Origin of the sequence: Enterobacter sp. BNK-18, from assembly GCF_047456135.1 — a bacterium.
GTDB classification, from domain to species: domain Bacteria; phylum Pseudomonadota; class Gammaproteobacteria; order Enterobacterales; family Enterobacteriaceae; genus Enterobacter; species Enterobacter ludwigii.
Genome location: NZ_CP179899.1, coordinates 4,417,699 through 4,431,811 on the forward strand (window position 1 = coordinate 4,417,699; position 14,113 = coordinate 4,431,811).

Annotated in this window: 18 protein-coding genes and 3 tRNA genes; 6 read left to right on the plus strand and 15 right to left on the minus strand. The window is 52.7% G+C overall.

Translation table 11 applies throughout. From position 1 onward, the window contains the following. Positions 1 to 219: 219 nt before the first annotated feature. The 8 genes from ACMGG3_RS21210 to ACMGG3_RS21245 form a co-directional block, all read right to left on the minus strand. Complete coding sequence (locus tag ACMGG3_RS21210) at positions 220 to 702, minus strand: DUF2501 domain-containing protein (RefSeq protein ID WP_020885299.1); 483 nt, start codon at positions 700 to 702, stop codon at positions 220 to 222. An 85-nt stretch (positions 703 to 787) separates the two neighbouring features. Next, positions 788 to 1,525: a DNA replication protein DnaC gene (dnaC, locus tag ACMGG3_RS21215; protein WP_014168503.1), complete on the minus strand. Its 738-nt coding sequence runs from the start codon at positions 1,523 to 1,525 to the stop codon at positions 788 to 790. After that, positions 1,522 to 2,067, minus strand: a complete 546-nt coding sequence (gene dnaT / locus ACMGG3_RS21220; RefSeq protein WP_025205613.1) for a primosomal protein DnaT — start codon at positions 2,065 to 2,067, stop codon at positions 1,522 to 1,524. The genes dnaC and dnaT overlap by 4 nt, the downstream gene beginning before the upstream one ends. 148 nt (positions 2,068 to 2,215) lie before the next feature. After that, entirely contained in the window at positions 2,216 to 2,644 is a 429-nt protein-coding gene (locus tag ACMGG3_RS21225) for an organic hydroperoxide resistance protein (protein ID WP_006174091.1), read from the minus strand. Positions 2,645 to 2,728: 84 nt separating this feature from the next. Beyond that, entirely contained in the window at positions 2,729 to 3,181 is a 453-nt protein-coding gene (locus ACMGG3_RS21230) for a MarR family winged helix-turn-helix transcriptional regulator (protein WP_014168505.1), read from the minus strand. A 41-nt stretch (positions 3,182 to 3,222) separates the two neighbouring features. Beyond that, the gene (locus ACMGG3_RS21235) at positions 3,223 to 3,864 is read right to left on the minus strand and encodes a TetR family transcriptional regulator (protein ID WP_020885296.1); all 642 of its coding nucleotides are present in this window, start codon (positions 3,862 to 3,864) and stop codon (positions 3,223 to 3,225) included. Between the two features lie 67 nt (positions 3,865 to 3,931). Beyond that, positions 3,932 to 4,405: a threonine/serine exporter gene (locus tag ACMGG3_RS21240; protein WP_414149440.1), complete on the minus strand. Its 474-nt coding sequence runs from the start codon at positions 4,403 to 4,405 to the stop codon at positions 3,932 to 3,934. Next, entirely contained in the window at positions 4,396 to 5,172 is a 777-nt protein-coding gene (locus ACMGG3_RS21245) for a threonine/serine ThrE exporter family protein (protein ID WP_414149441.1), read from the minus strand. Before ACMGG3_RS21245 ends, ACMGG3_RS21240 begins: the two co-directional genes overlap by 10 nt. 411 nt (positions 5,173 to 5,583) lie before the next feature. Here ACMGG3_RS21245 and ACMGG3_RS21250 point away from each other — a divergent pair, with 411 nt between their 5' ends. After that, entirely contained in the window at positions 5,584 to 6,321 is a 738-nt protein-coding gene (locus tag ACMGG3_RS21250) for a LuxR C-terminal-related transcriptional regulator (protein WP_414149442.1), read from the plus strand. Further along, positions 6,318 to 6,953 carry a DNA-binding transcriptional activator BglJ gene (gene bglJ / locus ACMGG3_RS21255; RefSeq protein WP_032670772.1) on the plus strand — a complete coding sequence of 212 codons (636 nt, stop codon included), beginning with the start codon at positions 6,318 to 6,320 and terminating at the stop codon, positions 6,951 to 6,953. The genes ACMGG3_RS21250 and bglJ overlap by 4 nt, the downstream gene beginning before the upstream one ends. Positions 6,954 to 6,991: 38 nt before the next feature. On the opposite strand, the gene ACMGG3_RS21260 is transcribed toward bglJ, so the two are convergent. After that, on the minus strand, positions 6,992 to 7,450 hold the full coding sequence (locus ACMGG3_RS21260) for a YbaK/EbsC family protein (protein ID WP_032679578.1): 459 nt from the start codon (positions 7,448 to 7,450) through the stop codon (positions 6,992 to 6,994). A gap of 328 nt (positions 7,451 to 7,778) precedes the next feature. Between ACMGG3_RS21260 and ACMGG3_RS21265 the strand changes: the two genes are divergently transcribed. Further along, positions 7,779 to 9,125 carry a PTS sugar transporter subunit IIC gene (locus ACMGG3_RS21265; protein ID WP_025205610.1) on the plus strand — a complete coding sequence of 449 codons (1,347 nt, stop codon included), beginning with the start codon at positions 7,779 to 7,781 and terminating at the stop codon, positions 9,123 to 9,125. Positions 9,126 to 9,172: 47 nt separating this feature from the next. Here the strand turns inward: ACMGG3_RS21265 and fhuF are convergent, their stop codons facing one another. Beyond that, entirely contained in the window at positions 9,173 to 9,961 is a 789-nt protein-coding gene (gene fhuF, locus ACMGG3_RS21270; RefSeq protein WP_014168513.1) for a siderophore-iron reductase FhuF, read from the minus strand. Between the two features lie 94 nt (positions 9,962 to 10,055). Continuing rightward, the gene (locus ACMGG3_RS21275) at positions 10,056 to 11,120 is read right to left on the minus strand and encodes a GGDEF domain-containing protein (protein WP_025205608.1); all 1,065 of its coding nucleotides are present in this window, start codon (positions 11,118 to 11,120) and stop codon (positions 10,056 to 10,058) included. A 215-nt stretch (positions 11,121 to 11,335) separates the two neighbouring features. Between ACMGG3_RS21275 and ACMGG3_RS21280 the strand changes: the two genes are divergently transcribed. Continuing rightward, complete coding sequence (locus tag ACMGG3_RS21280; protein WP_059306528.1) at positions 11,336 to 11,605, plus strand: DUF1435 domain-containing protein; 270 nt, start codon at positions 11,336 to 11,338, stop codon at positions 11,603 to 11,605. 40 nt (positions 11,606 to 11,645) lie between these two features. Here ACMGG3_RS21280 and ACMGG3_RS21285 read toward each other — a convergent pair. From ACMGG3_RS21285 to rsmC, 4 genes are all read right to left on the minus strand, one after another. Further along, positions 11,646 to 11,732, minus strand: a tRNA-Leu gene (locus ACMGG3_RS21285). 32 nt (positions 11,733 to 11,764) lie between these two features. Beyond that, positions 11,765 to 11,850, minus strand: a tRNA-Leu gene (locus ACMGG3_RS21290). A 28-nt stretch (positions 11,851 to 11,878) separates the two neighbouring features. Then, positions 11,879 to 11,964: transfer RNA gene (locus ACMGG3_RS21295), tRNA-Leu, on the minus strand. 173 nt (positions 11,965 to 12,137) lie between these two features. Beyond that, entirely contained in the window at positions 12,138 to 13,166 is a 1,029-nt protein-coding gene (gene rsmC, locus ACMGG3_RS21300; protein ID WP_014168516.1) for a 16S rRNA (guanine(1207)-N(2))-methyltransferase RsmC, read from the minus strand. Between the two features lie 102 nt (positions 13,167 to 13,268). Between rsmC and ACMGG3_RS21305 the strand changes: the two genes are divergently transcribed. Next, on the plus strand, positions 13,269 to 13,682 hold the full coding sequence (locus tag ACMGG3_RS21305) for a DNA polymerase III subunit psi (RefSeq protein WP_414149443.1): 414 nt from the start codon (positions 13,269 to 13,271) through the stop codon (positions 13,680 to 13,682). Further along, positions 13,651 to 14,094 carry a ribosomal protein S18-alanine N-acetyltransferase gene (rimI, locus tag ACMGG3_RS21310; protein ID WP_020885288.1) on the plus strand — a complete coding sequence of 148 codons (444 nt, stop codon included), beginning with the start codon at positions 13,651 to 13,653 and terminating at the stop codon, positions 14,092 to 14,094. Before ACMGG3_RS21305 ends, rimI begins: the two co-directional genes overlap by 32 nt. Positions 14,095 to 14,113 lie beyond the last annotated feature (19 nt).

The window sequence follows — 14,113 nt, forward strand, 5'->3', positions numbered from 1 at the left end:
TGGGTTATACAATGTAATTGCGTTGTCGTGTAGCTGCAATTTTAGTGTCACGAAAGTGTGCTGTTGTTAGGATTTGGTTTAGAAAATCGTTTTTTTGAAGGGGGTCGCATCCTGACATACGGACGCTCAGACGGTGGCAGGCAGGAAAAAGACGGCTTTAACGCCGCGTTAAAAGAATAACGTCTTAAACGCGGCGTGTAATGGCAATACAGGCGGGGATCAGGAGATGAAATTAACGCCTTGTTTCAGCACCAGATCGCAGGCTTTGGTTTTCACCTGTTTCGCCAGCGAGGAGTTGCCGATGGTGCTCAGGTTGAGCTGTTGACCGTTTTGCGCATTCAGCAGGCCCTGAATACCATCCATATAGTTGGTGTCCTGTTTCTGCTCCTGTGTATCCAGACCGAGTTTGCCCAGCACCTGATTTTTCACGTTTTGCGCGTCGGTCACGGAGGCCAGTTTTTGCTTCGCGCAATATTCCAGAATTCCCGCGGCGTTGTTCATTGTACCTGCGCTCAGGCTCTGGGTGCTGTTACCCAGCAGGCCGGTAAGGGAAGAGGCTGACAGCCCGCCCTGGGTGCTGCTGCTCTCTTTGGTCAGTTCGCTCGCTGCGCTGGACAGCGAATCCTGCCAGGATGCGGCCTGTGCCGCGCCGGTAACCAGCAGGGCGCCTAATACGGTGCTGAAAAGAAACTGTTTTTTCATAATGGCTTACTCAAAAAAGGTCCGTTTTGGGGCGAAAGTGGAGTCAGTATATACCTCCGGGCCACCGGTCTTTCCTGGAAATATCTTAATACTCTTTACCGGTGACACGGCTGCGGTAACTTTCCCAGTCGAAGATGACATACAGACTGTTCCCGAGCTTCATGCGATCCATGACGCGTTCGCCCAGCAAGCGGGTCATTTCGTCGATGTTGTGGTTAGTCAGCATGCCGGTGGGGCGTTTGGAGGAAGAGCGGCGATCGACAATCTGGTTAATGATCACTTTTTCATAGCGGGATTCGGTCTGGACGCCAATCTCATCAATAACCAGTAAATCGACATTACTCAGGTCGTTAAGCAGTTGCTCTTCGCTGGTTTCGCGGTTGCTGAAGGTGTCTTTCATGGCGGACATGATATCGGCCACGGTGATGATCAGCACCGATTTCCCGCGCAGCAGCAGTTCGTTACAGATAGCGGCCGCCAGGTGGTTTTTCCCCGTGCCAGGCTTGCCGCTAAAAATGAAGCTGGCGATATTGCCGTCGAATTCATCCACGTACTGACGCGCGGCAGCGAGTGCATTCATCTGCCCGTTGGTCTCAATTTTATAGTTATCAAACGAGCAGTTCTGGTGCAGGGGGCGAATACCGGAACGGTTAAAGGTGCGCTGCATTTTCATCGCCCGGTTTTCGCGGGCCAGCGCGGCGGCGCGGATCTTACCCTGCTCTTTTTGCCACGCCAGGAGTTCTTCACCCGTCGTGAAGGCGGGCTTCACGTTGGCTGGCATCATCTTTTGCAGACGTTTCATCAGGTCGCCGACGTTCTTCATTTCGCACCTCGGAATCCATTTGGGATCTGTTTATCCGGTTCGGAAAACGCGTTGATATCACGTTTTGGCTGGCCGTTATTGCTGGCGCGATTAATTTGCAGATGACGCGCGAGCTTCTGTTGCCACTGAATATGGGTGAATACTTTGCCTTCCGCCTGCCACCACGCGGTAAACGCGGCCAGCTCTTCGGGGGTAGCCGGTTGCGTTAACGCTATGCCCCACAATGCCGCCTGCCGTTGAAAATCAGCATCAGGTTGCCAGCCCGCATACAGGGCAAATTTTCCCATGGGAACGGCCATGGGGACGTTAACCGGCTCGTCAAAGAACTGGTTATCGAGGGTTACGTCGCTCGCCGGACGGGACAACTGCGCTTCAATCTCCAGAAGCTGTGCCAGACGTTCCGGTGTGATGGCATAAAACGCCGGAGCGTTGTCAGCAAATACCGCAACCGTGCCGCCTTCGGCGTGGGTCAGCACACCGCGGGGATCGCGCATAAAGGCATCAATACCAGCAATGCTGGTGGTCAGAATTCTGGAGGACATAACGCTTACTCTACTGATAACTACGGGCGTGATATGGGCTTATGGTAGCACAGAGAGCGGGAAGGGAAGGAGGGGTTTTCCCCGGCGGCGCGATGCCTGCCGGGGCGACAACAGCTGGCCTGATAAGCGTAACGCCATCAGGCAGTTATCAGGCGATAATGTTCAGCGTTACGTCGATGTTACCGCGGGTCGCGTTAGAGTACGGACACACAATGTGTGCTGCATCGACCAGTTTTTTGGCTTCTGCAGGATCCATACCTTCAACGTGGATGTTCAGTTTTGCTTCGATACCAAAACCGGTTGGCAGCGGCCCAATCCCCACTTCGCCTTCAATAAAGGCCTCTTTCGGCAGGGTAAATTTGTCGCGCGCGGCTACAAACTTCATGGCACCCAGGAAGCAGGCAGAGTAGCCGGCAGCAAACAGCTGCTCAGGGTTGGTGACGTCACCGCCCATGCCGCCCATCTCTTTTGGCACGCCGAGTTTAACGTCCAGTACGCCGTCGGAAGAGGTTGCACGGCCATCACGGCCCCCGGTTGCTTTTGCTTTGGCAGTGTAGACAACTTTTTCTAAAGACATGGCAGATTCCTCATCTTACATTAATGTGCGCTATTAAATAGCGTGCGATATATATGGGTAAATAAATACGCGTAAAGTATAGCCTTACGCGCGTTGGATCTGTTGTCGCAAACGTTCCAGCTGCTGCTTAAGTGACAGCATGGTCTCAGTATCACACTGGGCGGCGCATCCCACTGCATGGGGGATCCCGGAAGCCTGCTGCTGGAGATGACGTCCCGCATCGCTCAGGGTGACGGCGACCTGACGCTCGTCTTTACGTGAGCGGTGGCGGTTTATCAGCCCCGCGCTTTCCAGACGCTTCAACAGCGGCGTCAGCGTGGCAGAGTCAAGGAACAACCGTTCACCGATGTCCGACACCGTAATGTCATCCTGCTCCCACAGCACCAGCATCACCAGGTATTGCGGGTAAGTCAGGTTCAGCGGTGCCAGCAGTTGCCGGTACAACTTGTTCAGCGCCAGATTTGCTGAATAGAGAGCAAAGCAGAGCTGGTTATCCAGCAGGAGCGCAGCGGTCGTGTCGTTCGTTTTCGCGTTCATGAGATGAATATAGATAGTGCGCGATTTAATTGCAAGCTATTTTATGGGCAGGTATAGCGGAGCGCCACCTGAACGGCCATTTTGCGGTAGTGCTGGCGCTGTGCCTGTTCGTCCGCACCCTCTTCAAACAGCAGGGTGAAGGTGTAGCTGTTGGCAACGTAGTGGAAGCTGAAACTGCTGATCAAACGATGCAGATCGCGGGCTTCAACCGTCTGATTGAACAACTGCTTTTCTTTCCCGCGACGGAGGATCGCTTCCAGCAGATCAAGCGCGCTGCGGTTGACCTGGCGGAGGTAGCTGGACTGCTGCATAAAACGGCCGCGCTGCATGTTTTCCATGCAGATAATGCGGATGTAATCAGGGTGGTCGGCATGGTAGTCAAAGGTGGCTTCAACCAGATGAACCAACGCTTCGACAGGGGGCATTCCCGCCAGGCTGAGCGCCTGTTCACTGGCACGGATCTGGGTGTAAACATACTCCAGCACGAGAAGATACAGGTTCTCTTTGTTTTTGAAGTGGTAAACAACCATGCGTTTGGTGGTGCCGGCTTTCTCCGCAATTTGTTCCATGCGGGCACCGTTCAACCCGTATTCGGCAAACAGCGTGATAGCGCTCTGAAAGATTTTCTCTTTCAGGCTGGATTCTTCATTGTGCTCGGGGAGTTCGCTGCCTGGGTTAGCCACATCCTTTCCTTATCGTCACCAAACGGATGGGAGTGATTATCCTCACGGCAGCGTAATAACACAAATCTCAAACCCGTGGACGTTTGCGGTACAGCCACAGTCCGGGGATCGACAGTCCGATAGAGAGCGCACCGACAATGGACGAAGCCTTAAGAAAGTTGCTCAGAAGGAGGATCATTTGCGGTTCGGTGTAGCCGAAATGGCTGATTTTTACCGCGGAAATCATGGCCGTATAGGCAGATATGCCGGGGAACATCGGGATAACGGCGGCGACGGTGAACACCTTGGGATGCGCCAGATACCAGCGCGACCACTGAATTCCGATGCTACCGACCAGCATTGAGGCCATAAATGTTGACCATTCAATGTTTAATCCCGCCGTCATCATCACCATTCGCGAGCCATGACCAATAGCACCCAACAGCGCGCACCACGGTAACGCGCGTTGCGGAACGTTAAAGACCATCGCAAAACCGACGGCAGGGATCGCGGCCAGCAGCATATCCTGCGCCAGCGCCAGCAGAAAATCGATCACGCCCATCCGCGTAACCCCCAGAGTGTCATGGCCATTACCACACCAATGCAGGTTGCAAGCGTCAGCAGGCTGGCAATCGCCCAGCGTGCCAGACCGGTATTGATGTGCCCCTTAAACATATCGGCTACGGCATTAATCAACGGGAAGCCGGGCACCAGCAGAAGCACGCTGGCCGCCATGGCAATCGTCGGCGTGTTGGCAAACTGCGGCAGACGAAGCAGCAGGCCAGAAACCGTGGTGGCGACAAAAGCGGTAAGGCAGAAATTAATTTGCGGGTGGAGTTGGCGGTGCGTCAGGAGCTGGCGCACGTACATGGCGATGCTGCTGGCGAAAAAGGTGATGACCGCGCCGTCCCAGCCGCCTTTGTTGAGCTTACAAAAACAGGCGCAGGACAGCCCGACCATTAATACCACCAGCCAGCGGGGATAACGTAAGGGCTTAATCTGGTTGAACCGTTTTTCAATGTCGTGCAGGTCGAGAAGCTTATGCTCAGCAAGAATGACAATATGCTGGACCTCGGTTACAACGTGCATATTGATGCCGCGGTCGTGGTTTTTGCGGGTGGAGGTCAGGCACTGACCGTCTTTTATGGTGGTCAACACGATAGCATTGGATGAAATGGCGCTCTCAACGCTATCCATACCCAGCGCCAGCCCCAACCGGGTGGAGAGTTCCTCGACCAGCGCGCTTTCCGCCCCGTGCTGGAGCAGAAAAAGACCGCACTGAATACAGAGCCGCGTGATGGCACGCTGCGTTGATCTATCTGCCTGCATGTCATGTCCTGAAGAGAAGGTGAATAGCTTGCCTGTTGGCCCGTCATGCTTACTTTTAGCACAAACTGCAGTGCCTCTAGCTGTGGGTCAGATCAAGCTTTATGCAAACAGTTGCGGGCTGTCTGGCGGCGGGATGCGGTTTTGGGTCATAAATATGATGAATTATTAATTGGGAAATATAAGATATTTATATTTAGTTTTACTAAGTTTATATTTTAATTATTTTAAGGCCTTTATAATTAAATTTATCTGTGCTTTGTGAGATATTACCGCTGTTTTAGGCATTTCTTAAATGAAGCACACATCTCATCTTCTGCTTGTATTAATCAGTTTTACACTCAGGGACGAATACACTTATACCTTGATGCGTTTTAACGTTACTCATCATATGAAAATGGACACGGAGGGTCTATGTCGTCATTGAATGGTAAACATGGCGTCGTCATTAGCAGAATACCCGTAATGCAAAACGGGTTAGGGGGCGTGATGACACGCCATTTTGCCGATTTTGATTTAACGTTTTGCCGTTCGCTGCAGGAATTAACTCTGCTGCAGTTACGGCGTGCAGACGTCATTATCGCTGATATTTCAGGTGAATACAGGAATCCCCGGGGCACGCTCGAAGAATTTTACGGTTTATTAAATCAATATCGGGATATTCACTGGATTTTTTTAGTCTCCCGGCCGCTTTATCCTATTGCCGTTGAGCTGCTGATGCGTCCGGAAAGCACGTTGCTTTCTGATATGGAGCCGATAGAAGGCGTAATTAACGCCATCCGTGCAGGCAGTGAACGGGCAGAGCGGATAAGCCAGACGTTATTAACGCCCGAGCCTGCCTGTAACGATGATGAAGACGACCGCGTCATTGCGCTCACCCACTCTGAACGCAAGGTATTGCGTCTGTTAGGCAAGGGCTGGGGGATTAACCAAATTGCCACTTTGCTCAAGAAGAGCAATAAAACGATCAGTGCACAGAAAAACAGTGCGATGCGACGGTTGTCATTACGGAGTAATGCCGATCTGTACGCCTGGATCAACAGTACTCAGGGATTGAGAGAGCTGAGTTTAATGTCAGCCTATGGAGAGTTCGAGGAATGGATAAAACCGGTTCAACAAGACATATTGCCGTCATCGAAAATTGCGCGATGAGTGCCGTCGGGCTGGAGCACCTGTTTGCGCTGCCCACGCTCAGCCATTATCAACTGCACATGTTCAGTGAGTTTGACTGCTTTAAGAAGGCTCTTCCTCATGTCTCTTTTTTCTCGCTGATCTATTCACTTTCTGATGCGCGAGAAGAGCGTCGAAACTGCCTGGCATCCCTGCGGGATCTCGCATTTACGCATAATCATATTCAGCGCATCATCCTGGCGGCAGATGAAATGGAAGCGCGGTTAATCAGCCATCTTTCCCCTTCACGCCTTCACGGTGTCGTCAGTAAATCGGTGTCGCTCGACCGCCTGCAGGAGGAACTGCTGGTGTTGCTGAGTGAAACGCTGCACATCAATGACAATATGCTCAACCACTGGTACAAGAGTCAAAACAGGATGTTAAGCCCAACGGAGCGGGCGATTTTGCGGTATATGTCCTGCGGGTTTTCTATTCCTGAAATCGCCGCGCAGCTTGAGCGCAATATTAAGACCATCCGGGCGCACAAGTTTAATGCGATGGTGAAGCTTGGGGTCAATTCTGACGTGGGACTGCTTGATGCGGCAGATATTCTGACTCATCTTCCGGCCCGGGATCCTCGAACATCAGTATTAAGCCAGCCGACATTTTTATAAGCTGATATCTGTGCGCCAGACAGGCTCTGGCGCCTCATTCAGATGCAAACATCTACCCATTTTGCGGACGTCAGTTCTGCCATTCTGTCTGGTGAAATACGCACGGCACTGTGAATTGCACCCGCGGCCGGCAGCACTTCAGCATACTGTTTCAGTGAAATATCGCAATAAACCGCGAGCGGATTTTCCAGCCCAAACGGGCACACGCCGCCAACAGGATGACCCGTGATGGTCACCACTTCATCACAACTGAGCATGCGTGCTTTTGCGCCAAACGTGTCTTTCAGTTTTTTATTATCCAGACGCGCATCACCTTTCGCGACCACCAGAATGATGTCATTTTTAACCTTCAACGACAGCGTCTTGGCGATTTGTCCCGGCTCAACACGATGGGCGGCAGCAGCCAACGCAACGGTTGCGGTACTCTGGCTAAGTTCAATAACCTCTATATCCGGAGCGTTGTCGGCAAAAAACTGCTGTACAGACTGCAAACTCATTGTTTCCTCCTGACAAATATCCCGCGTAATCTGTCATAAGAATTTATGCTCTGTAAATATCTCTTCAGTAACAAATATCCCACACGGTCGATTTCTGGATCGCCTTCACATTCACGGAAACCGGTTACAGTAACCGGTTGCAGACCGTGAGTGAGAGATTAATACTGACTGTGTAACGTCCCCTGTATCCAATAATAAGAGCTAAATATGAAACCATTCCGTCTGAGCAGTACCGCTGGTAAACGCGCCGGCAAGGTTGTGAAGGTGATGTATGGACCAACGTATGGCGTGAATGCGCCCGTCATAAACGTCTGAAAGGAGATCTGCTATGTCTGCCAACCATGCTGCGTTTAATCTGATATTTCGTTTTGTAGAAAATTACGTCAGCCCGATTGCCGGGCGGATCTCCTCCCAGCGTCATGTTATGGCTATTCGTGATGGCTTTATCTCCGCGATGCCGTTCATGATTGTGGGTTCATTTTTACTCGTCTTCGCGTATCCACCGTTTTCGCCTGATACCACCTGGGGTTTCGCGCGCGCCTGGCTGGACATGGCGAAGCAATTTGAAGGTCAGATCCTCACGCCGTTTGATATGACGATGGGCGTTATGTCCCTGTATATCTGCGCGGCCATTGCCTATAACCTTGGCAAACACTATGTCAAATCGCATCAGTTAGACCCGTTTATGTGCGCCATGCTGTCGCTGATGGCGTTTCTGCTGGTCGCGGCGCCGAAAACCAAAGGCACGCTTCCGGTCGACAGCCTCGGCGGGACAGGTATTTTTACCGCGATTCTGGTGGCTATCTACTGCGTTGAGATGATGCGTTTTCTCAAAGCGCATAACATCGGGATCCGTCTGCCGGACCAGGTTCCGCCGATGATCAAAAACTCCTTTGATCTGTTGATCCCGGTGCTGGTGGTGGTGTTGACGCTTTACCCGTTGAGTCTGGTGATTCAGTCTGAGTTTGGCATGCTGATCCCGCAGGCGATTATGTCTGTCTTCAAACCGCTGGTTTCCGCCGCAGACTCCCTGCCGGCAATCCTGCTGGCGGTGTTGATTGGGCATTTGCTGTGGTTCGCCGGGATCCACGGTGCCGCGATTGTCTCCGGGATGTTGCAGATGTTCTGGCTGACCAACCTGGGCGCTAACCAGACCGCGCTGGCCGCCAGCCAGCCGCTGCCGCATATTTTTATGGAAGCGTTCTGGACGTTCTTTATCGTCATCGGGGGGTCAGGTGCCACGATGGGGCTGGTGTTCTGCTACCTGCGCAGCCGCTCCGCTCATCTGCGTTCTATCGGCCGCCTGAGCGTGGTGCCAAGCCTCTTTAACATCAACGAACCCGTTATTTTCGGTACGCCGATTGTCATGAACCCGGTGTTCTTTATTCCGTTCCTGCTGGCACCCATGGTTAACGCCGTGCTGGCCTGGTCGGCGATGAAGTTCGATCTGATTGGCCGCGTGATCTCCGTTGTGCCGTGGACGGCACCTGCACCGGTAGGTGCCGCATGGGCGCTGGGCTGGGATTTCCGTGCAGCCATTCTGGTGGTGGTCCTGGCGTGCGTATCGGCCATCATCTACTTCCCGTTCTTTAAAGTGTACGAGAAGCAACTGCTGGAGCAGGAAGCGGAAGAAGCGCAACGTAATGCGGAAGAGGAAAATCAGCAGGTAGCGTGAGAAACGGATGCCGGGTCAGCGTTAATGCGGCCCGGCAACACCTGACCTTACTTGAGCGTACAATCTCCGCACTGCTGAACGTCCGGCAGGCGATAACGCTGGCAGCAGGTGCGACGAACCAGAAGCCCGTCACGAAGGACCACGGTGCGGAATAACGGGTTATCGCGACCATCGGAAAGCTGTTTTGCAAAGAAACAGGACTGGCGCAGGGCCTCGACCTTCTCATCACCGAGCAGAGGTTTCATTTCCGTCAAATACCAGTGGATTAAATACCCGGTATTGCTCCAGATAAGCTTCCCGTTGATTTCCCCCGTCTCTTCCAGCGCATCCACCACCGGGATCAGGGCGCGAGTTATGAGCTGCTCCATACGTTCCTGAGCAGAGAGGTGCTCCGCGTTCTGGTCTTCGTGGAGATCAATCCAGAAACAGGCCGCACGGCCGGTCTCGTGGAACTCGACATGAAAATATTCCGGGGAGAGTTCCAGCATGCCCTCTTGAGTGAGCAGCGCCAGCATGAGTGGGGGCACCATCAGCCCGATATACCACTGCGCCCAGAGGGAGAGCAGGGGTTTGTTTTCCCGCGTAAGGGTCGGTTGATTGCGATAGATATGGTCGGAATAGGTTGCCAGCAACGACTGCAGTGTCGACGGCTGTCGCCACTCTTCCAGCGTCATGGCGTGGTGCGGGTGCGCTTCATCCAGCCTGATAAAGTCCAGCAGGTGGGCGCGGGTTTTAGCGATCTTATCCCTGATGGCATCCGCAAGCGAAACATTCCCGGTGGGGAGGCGGGCTCTCCAGAGAAGTGGTTCAACGATTTGTGCGGTATGAGTGGCCATAGTATAGATACAAATCTAAATGATAATGATTGCCAATCCTAACTATTGCTCATACCGATGGCAAGACTTTTGTCCTCGTTATATGACGCCGCGCTTACGCGGTCTGAAGCTCTTCGCTCAGCAGGATGTTATTGCGCCCCATATGCTTTGCTTCGTAGAGGGCTTTGTCCGCTTTCTCCAGTGCACCTTCGGCGTCTTCATCCTCAAAAATGGCAATTCCAATGCTGATGGTGACGTTTGTCGCCACGCTTTCATTGAACATATGCGGGATTTTTAAATCGTAGACTTTCTGGCGGATCCGCTCTGCCGTCTGGCGGGCATGCTCGAGAGAAATATTGGTCAGCAGAACCATAAATTCTTCCCCGCCGAAGCGCGCCACAATATCGCGTGAACGCACGGCATCACGGATGGCAGCAGAGACCCGGATCAGCGCCTGGTCGCCCATCATATGGCCGTAGTGGTCGTTGTAGGCCTTAAAGTGGTCGATATCCATCAGCAGGACAAAGTGCTCGCCGTTCTCCACTGCCGGAAGATTCTCCAGCCGGCTTTGCAGTCCGCGACGGTTATAAAGGCCGGTAAGCGGGTCCATCATGCTCAGATCGGTGAGGGTCTCACGCTCCTCCAGCAAACGGGAAAGCAGTTCCTGCGCGAAGCGATCGTTACGTCTTTGCAAAATGTTATGAATCGCAATTGCTACCACAGGAAGTGCGAAAGAATAGGTCATTCTCAGCCATATATCATGATTACTTAACCACAGGCAGACAATAAAGGTGGGGAAGGAGTGCAGCGTAAATGCTTTGATATTACTGGCGAAGGCCAGCGTACCAATAAACAGTACCGTTAATAATGCCATGATCAAATAGGTCGCCTGATCGTGGGTAATTAACGAAAATTTCGAGGCCACCTGCCACGCCCATAAAATACCGAAGATCGCTGAAACGGCAGGAATATTTACCTTGCGGGTTCTCTTTTTCCAGTGCCAGACGAGCAGCCCGGTGCTGATAACAAAAATAGAAATCAGGGGGACTGATAACAGGCGAATAGAATAGAGCGGGTTTGTTACCGAGAACACAGCTGAGGTCGCGTTCAAAAATAAAAATAAACGTAACGATAATTGATATTTACTGTGGACCAAAGACCGCCAGGATTGTGATGTCATAGTAGTGCGTTTTTATTAATATTTAATTAAAACAGGTAAATAGGTGTTGTTTCGCAATGAAAGATGCAAAAAACTCAAAGAGTAATTATCAGAAAAACTTTAGGTCTAGTTAACAGGTGAGCAATTTATCACCTTAGGCATTTCCTGTCATTACAGGAAAGGTAAAGGGGGAGAGTTTTTGATTAATCGTGCTGACAAATGATAATTGATATCATATGATATTGGTTATCATTATCAATGTGAAAGGTCGAACCATGTTGAACAGGGCGCTGGGAAGTGGTTGGGGAGTGTTACTGCCGGGGGCGATTCTTGGCGGTCTGATGTTTGCCGATCTCTCCATTGATGTCTGGAAAGCGCTCATTGTGTCAGGACTGTTAGTGACGTCAGGGATGATCTGGCATAAACAGCTGCGCCACTTTGTGTTACTGCCGTCATGCGTAGCACTGGTCAGTGGAATTCTGGTGATACTGATGAGTTTGAAATAAGCGGAAAGCGAGAAGAACGTCAGAAAGGATGTAAGATAATTGGTGCGAGGGGGGGGACTTGAACCCCCACGTCCGTAAGGACACTAACACCTGAAGCTAGCGCGTCTACCAATTCCGCCACCTTCGCACAGTCATCTTACTTTTTTGATATCGCCTCGTTGGTGCGAGGGGGGGACTTGAACCCCCACGTCCGTAAGAACACTAACACCTGAAGCTAGCGCGTCTACCAATTCCGCCACCTTCGCCCAGTGCGAGCAATATCAACGTGATTTATGGTGCGAGGGGGGGACTTGAACCCCCACGTCCGTAAGGACACTAACACCTGAAGCTAGCGCGTCTACCAATTCCGCCACCTTCGCATACCATCGACACTGTAAAAGTATCGTAACCACGGAGGCGCATTCTAGATGTTTTCAGCTTTACGTCAACAGAAAAATGCGCACGCTGTTTTGATTGCTGCAAAAATGGCCGATGGTGGCGCCCGGTTTTGCCGGATAGCGGTTACGCGTATCCGGCCTGCCAGATAAGGGGATTACTTCTTAGCCTGACGCGTCATCACGGTGCGGTAAACCTTAAAGCGACCCGTCTGGGCGATGACTTCATGGAAGCCAAAGGTTTCATCCAGCACTTTCGGGTACGGCAAGAAGGCGTTAGCCACAATACGCAGTTCACCCCCGCTGTTCAGATGACGTACTGCACCACGGATCAGCGTTTGCGCCGCTTCAAGGCTGGTTTCCATACCATCGTGGAATGGCGGGTTGGAGATGATCATGTCGAAACGGCCATTCACGTCAGAGAAGACGTTGCTGGCAAACACGTCGCCTTCCAGGCCGTTTGCAGCAAGCGTTGCGCGGCTTGCTTCAACCGCCGGGGCGCTCACATCGCACAGGGTTAAGCGCACTTTTGGCGAATGGCTCGCCAGTACGGTCGCCAGTACACCCGCGCCACAGCCGACATCCAGCACTTTGCCTTTCGTATGTGGCGTCAGGGTGGAGAGCAGCAGCTGGCTGCCCACGTCCAGACCGTCGCGGCTGAAGACGCCTGGCAGAGTTTTAATGGTCAGACCGTCAAGCTGATACTCATCCCAGAATTTCTCAGCATCAAAGGTCGCCTGTTTTTCCAGACGGCCGTGATACAGGCCACAGCGACGGGCGCTGTCGATTTTATTCAGCTGCGCATAGCCTTCCAGCATCTGTTCTGCGCTACGAACGCCGCTGCGGTTCTCACCGACCACAAAAATATCGCAGCCAACGGGCAGCAGAGAAAGCAGGTTCATCAGCTGGAACTGGGCTTCTGGCTTGTTCTTCGGCCAGTAGTAGATGAGCGTGTCGCAGTCGGCGATGTCGCTCTGTTCAGCGACCAGGCTAAAGCGCGCGCGGTCGTCCATCTGGCGGCTCAGTACCTGCCAGTGGTGGTAGTATTGGGTGTGGGCACGGCTTTCAGCACAGTCGAAACGTGCGGGCAGGTCATCCTGCATATCTCCGGCAAACAGAATACGGCTTTCTTCGAAATCATCACTGTGACGCAGCAAGACTTCACTTGCCGGGGTAAATGCAGACATGAATTGTTCCTCAATTAACTCAGGCGGGGATTATAGTAGGTAGATGGCGCAGTTTCGACACATTTGCTATATTTGCGCGCCTGAGAGACAGGAGTTTTCCCTATGACATCCCGACGAGACTGGCAGTTGCAGCAACTGGGCATCACCCAGTGGGCCTTGCGTCGCCCGACGGCGTTGAAGGGCGAAATCGCCATCTCCATCCCTGCGCACGTCCGGCTGGTGATGGTGGCGGAGGAACTGCCTGCCCTGAATGAACCCCTTATTGGTGATGTCCTTCGTAGCCTGAAGCTGACCACTGAACAGGTTTTACAGCTTACGCCAGACAGGGTCACCATGCTGCCATCCGACAGCCGCTGCAACAGCTGGCGTATGGGAGACATCGATGGGGTCTCCCTGGAAGGGAGCCAGATCTGCTCGCCAGCGCTGGACGAACTGAAAGCCAACCCAAAAGCGCGCAGCGCGCTATGGCAACAAATCTGCGAATATGAACACGATTTCTTCCCTCACGACGCCTGACCTGACCGCGGCGTACGCGATTGAAACGCGCGCCCATGCTTTTCCATGGAGCGAAAAAACCCTCGCCAGCAATCAGGGCGAGCGGTATCTGAATTACCGTCTGGACGTCGACGGCACGATGGCCGCTTTTGCCATCACGCAGGTCGTTTTGGACGAAGCGACGCTGTTTAATATCGCGGTTGACCCCGCGTATCAGCGCCGGGGGCTGGGAAGAGAACTGCTTGAGCATCTCATTCGCGAGCTCGAAACCCGTGACGTTTTCACCCTGTGGCTGGAGGTGCGCGCGTCGAATGTCGCCGCCATCGCACTCTATGAAAGCTTAGGCTTTAACGAGGCGACTATCCGCCGTAACTACTACCCCACCGCAGAGGGACGTGAAGACGCCATCATAATGGCTCTGCCGCTTGGATAACTAAAATAAGGTTCTAACG

What these genes read in the sequence shown, in the direction of transcription:
- rimI (WP_020885288.1), top strand. Translation starts at nt 13,651, where the DNA reads ATGAACACGATTTCTTCCCTCACGACGCCTGACCTGACCGCGGCGTAC.
- rsmC (WP_014168516.1), bottom strand. Translation starts at nt 13,166, where the DNA reads ATGTCTGCATTTACCCCGGCAAGTGAAGTCTTGCTGCGTCACAGTGAT.
- ACMGG3_RS21245 (WP_414149441.1), bottom strand. Translation starts at nt 5,172, where the DNA reads ATGCAGGCAGATAGATCAACGCAGCGTGCCATCACGCGGCTCTGTATT.
- ACMGG3_RS21210 (WP_020885299.1), bottom strand. Translation starts at nt 702, where the DNA reads ATGAAAAAACAGTTTCTTTTCAGCACCGTATTAGGCGCCCTGCTGGTT.
- ACMGG3_RS21305 (WP_414149443.1), top strand. Translation starts at nt 13,269, where the DNA reads ATGACATCCCGACGAGACTGGCAGTTGCAGCAACTGGGCATCACCCAG.
- dnaT (WP_025205613.1), bottom strand. Translation starts at nt 2,067, where the DNA reads ATGTCCTCCAGAATTCTGACCACCAGCATTGCTGGTATTGATGCCTTT.
- ACMGG3_RS21230 (WP_014168505.1), bottom strand. Translation starts at nt 3,181, where the DNA reads ATGAACGCGAAAACGAACGACACGACCGCTGCGCTCCTGCTGGATAAC.
- ACMGG3_RS21265 (WP_025205610.1), top strand. Translation starts at nt 7,779, where the DNA reads ATGTCTGCCAACCATGCTGCGTTTAATCTGATATTTCGTTTTGTAGAA.
- fhuF (WP_014168513.1), bottom strand. Translation starts at nt 9,961, where the DNA reads ATGGCCACTCATACCGCACAAATCGTTGAACCACTTCTCTGGAGAGCC.
- ACMGG3_RS21275 (WP_025205608.1), bottom strand. Translation starts at nt 11,120, where the DNA reads ATGACATCACAATCCTGGCGGTCTTTGGTCCACAGTAAATATCAATTA.
- ACMGG3_RS21225 (WP_006174091.1), bottom strand. Translation starts at nt 2,644, where the DNA reads ATGTCTTTAGAAAAAGTTGTCTACACTGCCAAAGCAAAAGCAACCGGG.
- ACMGG3_RS21260 (WP_032679578.1), bottom strand. Translation starts at nt 7,450, where the DNA reads ATGAGTTTGCAGTCTGTACAGCAGTTTTTTGCCGACAACGCTCCGGAT.
- bglJ (WP_032670772.1), top strand. Translation starts at nt 6,318, where the DNA reads ATGAGTGCCGTCGGGCTGGAGCACCTGTTTGCGCTGCCCACGCTCAGC.
- dnaC (WP_014168503.1), bottom strand. Translation starts at nt 1,525, where the DNA reads ATGAAGAACGTCGGCGACCTGATGAAACGTCTGCAAAAGATGATGCCA.
- ACMGG3_RS21250 (WP_414149442.1), top strand. Translation starts at nt 5,584, where the DNA reads ATGTCGTCATTGAATGGTAAACATGGCGTCGTCATTAGCAGAATACCC.
- ACMGG3_RS21280 (WP_059306528.1), top strand. Translation starts at nt 11,336, where the DNA reads ATGATATTGGTTATCATTATCAATGTGAAAGGTCGAACCATGTTGAAC.
- ACMGG3_RS21240 (WP_414149440.1), bottom strand. Translation starts at nt 4,405, where the DNA reads ATGGGCGTGATCGATTTTCTGCTGGCGCTGGCGCAGGATATGCTGCTG.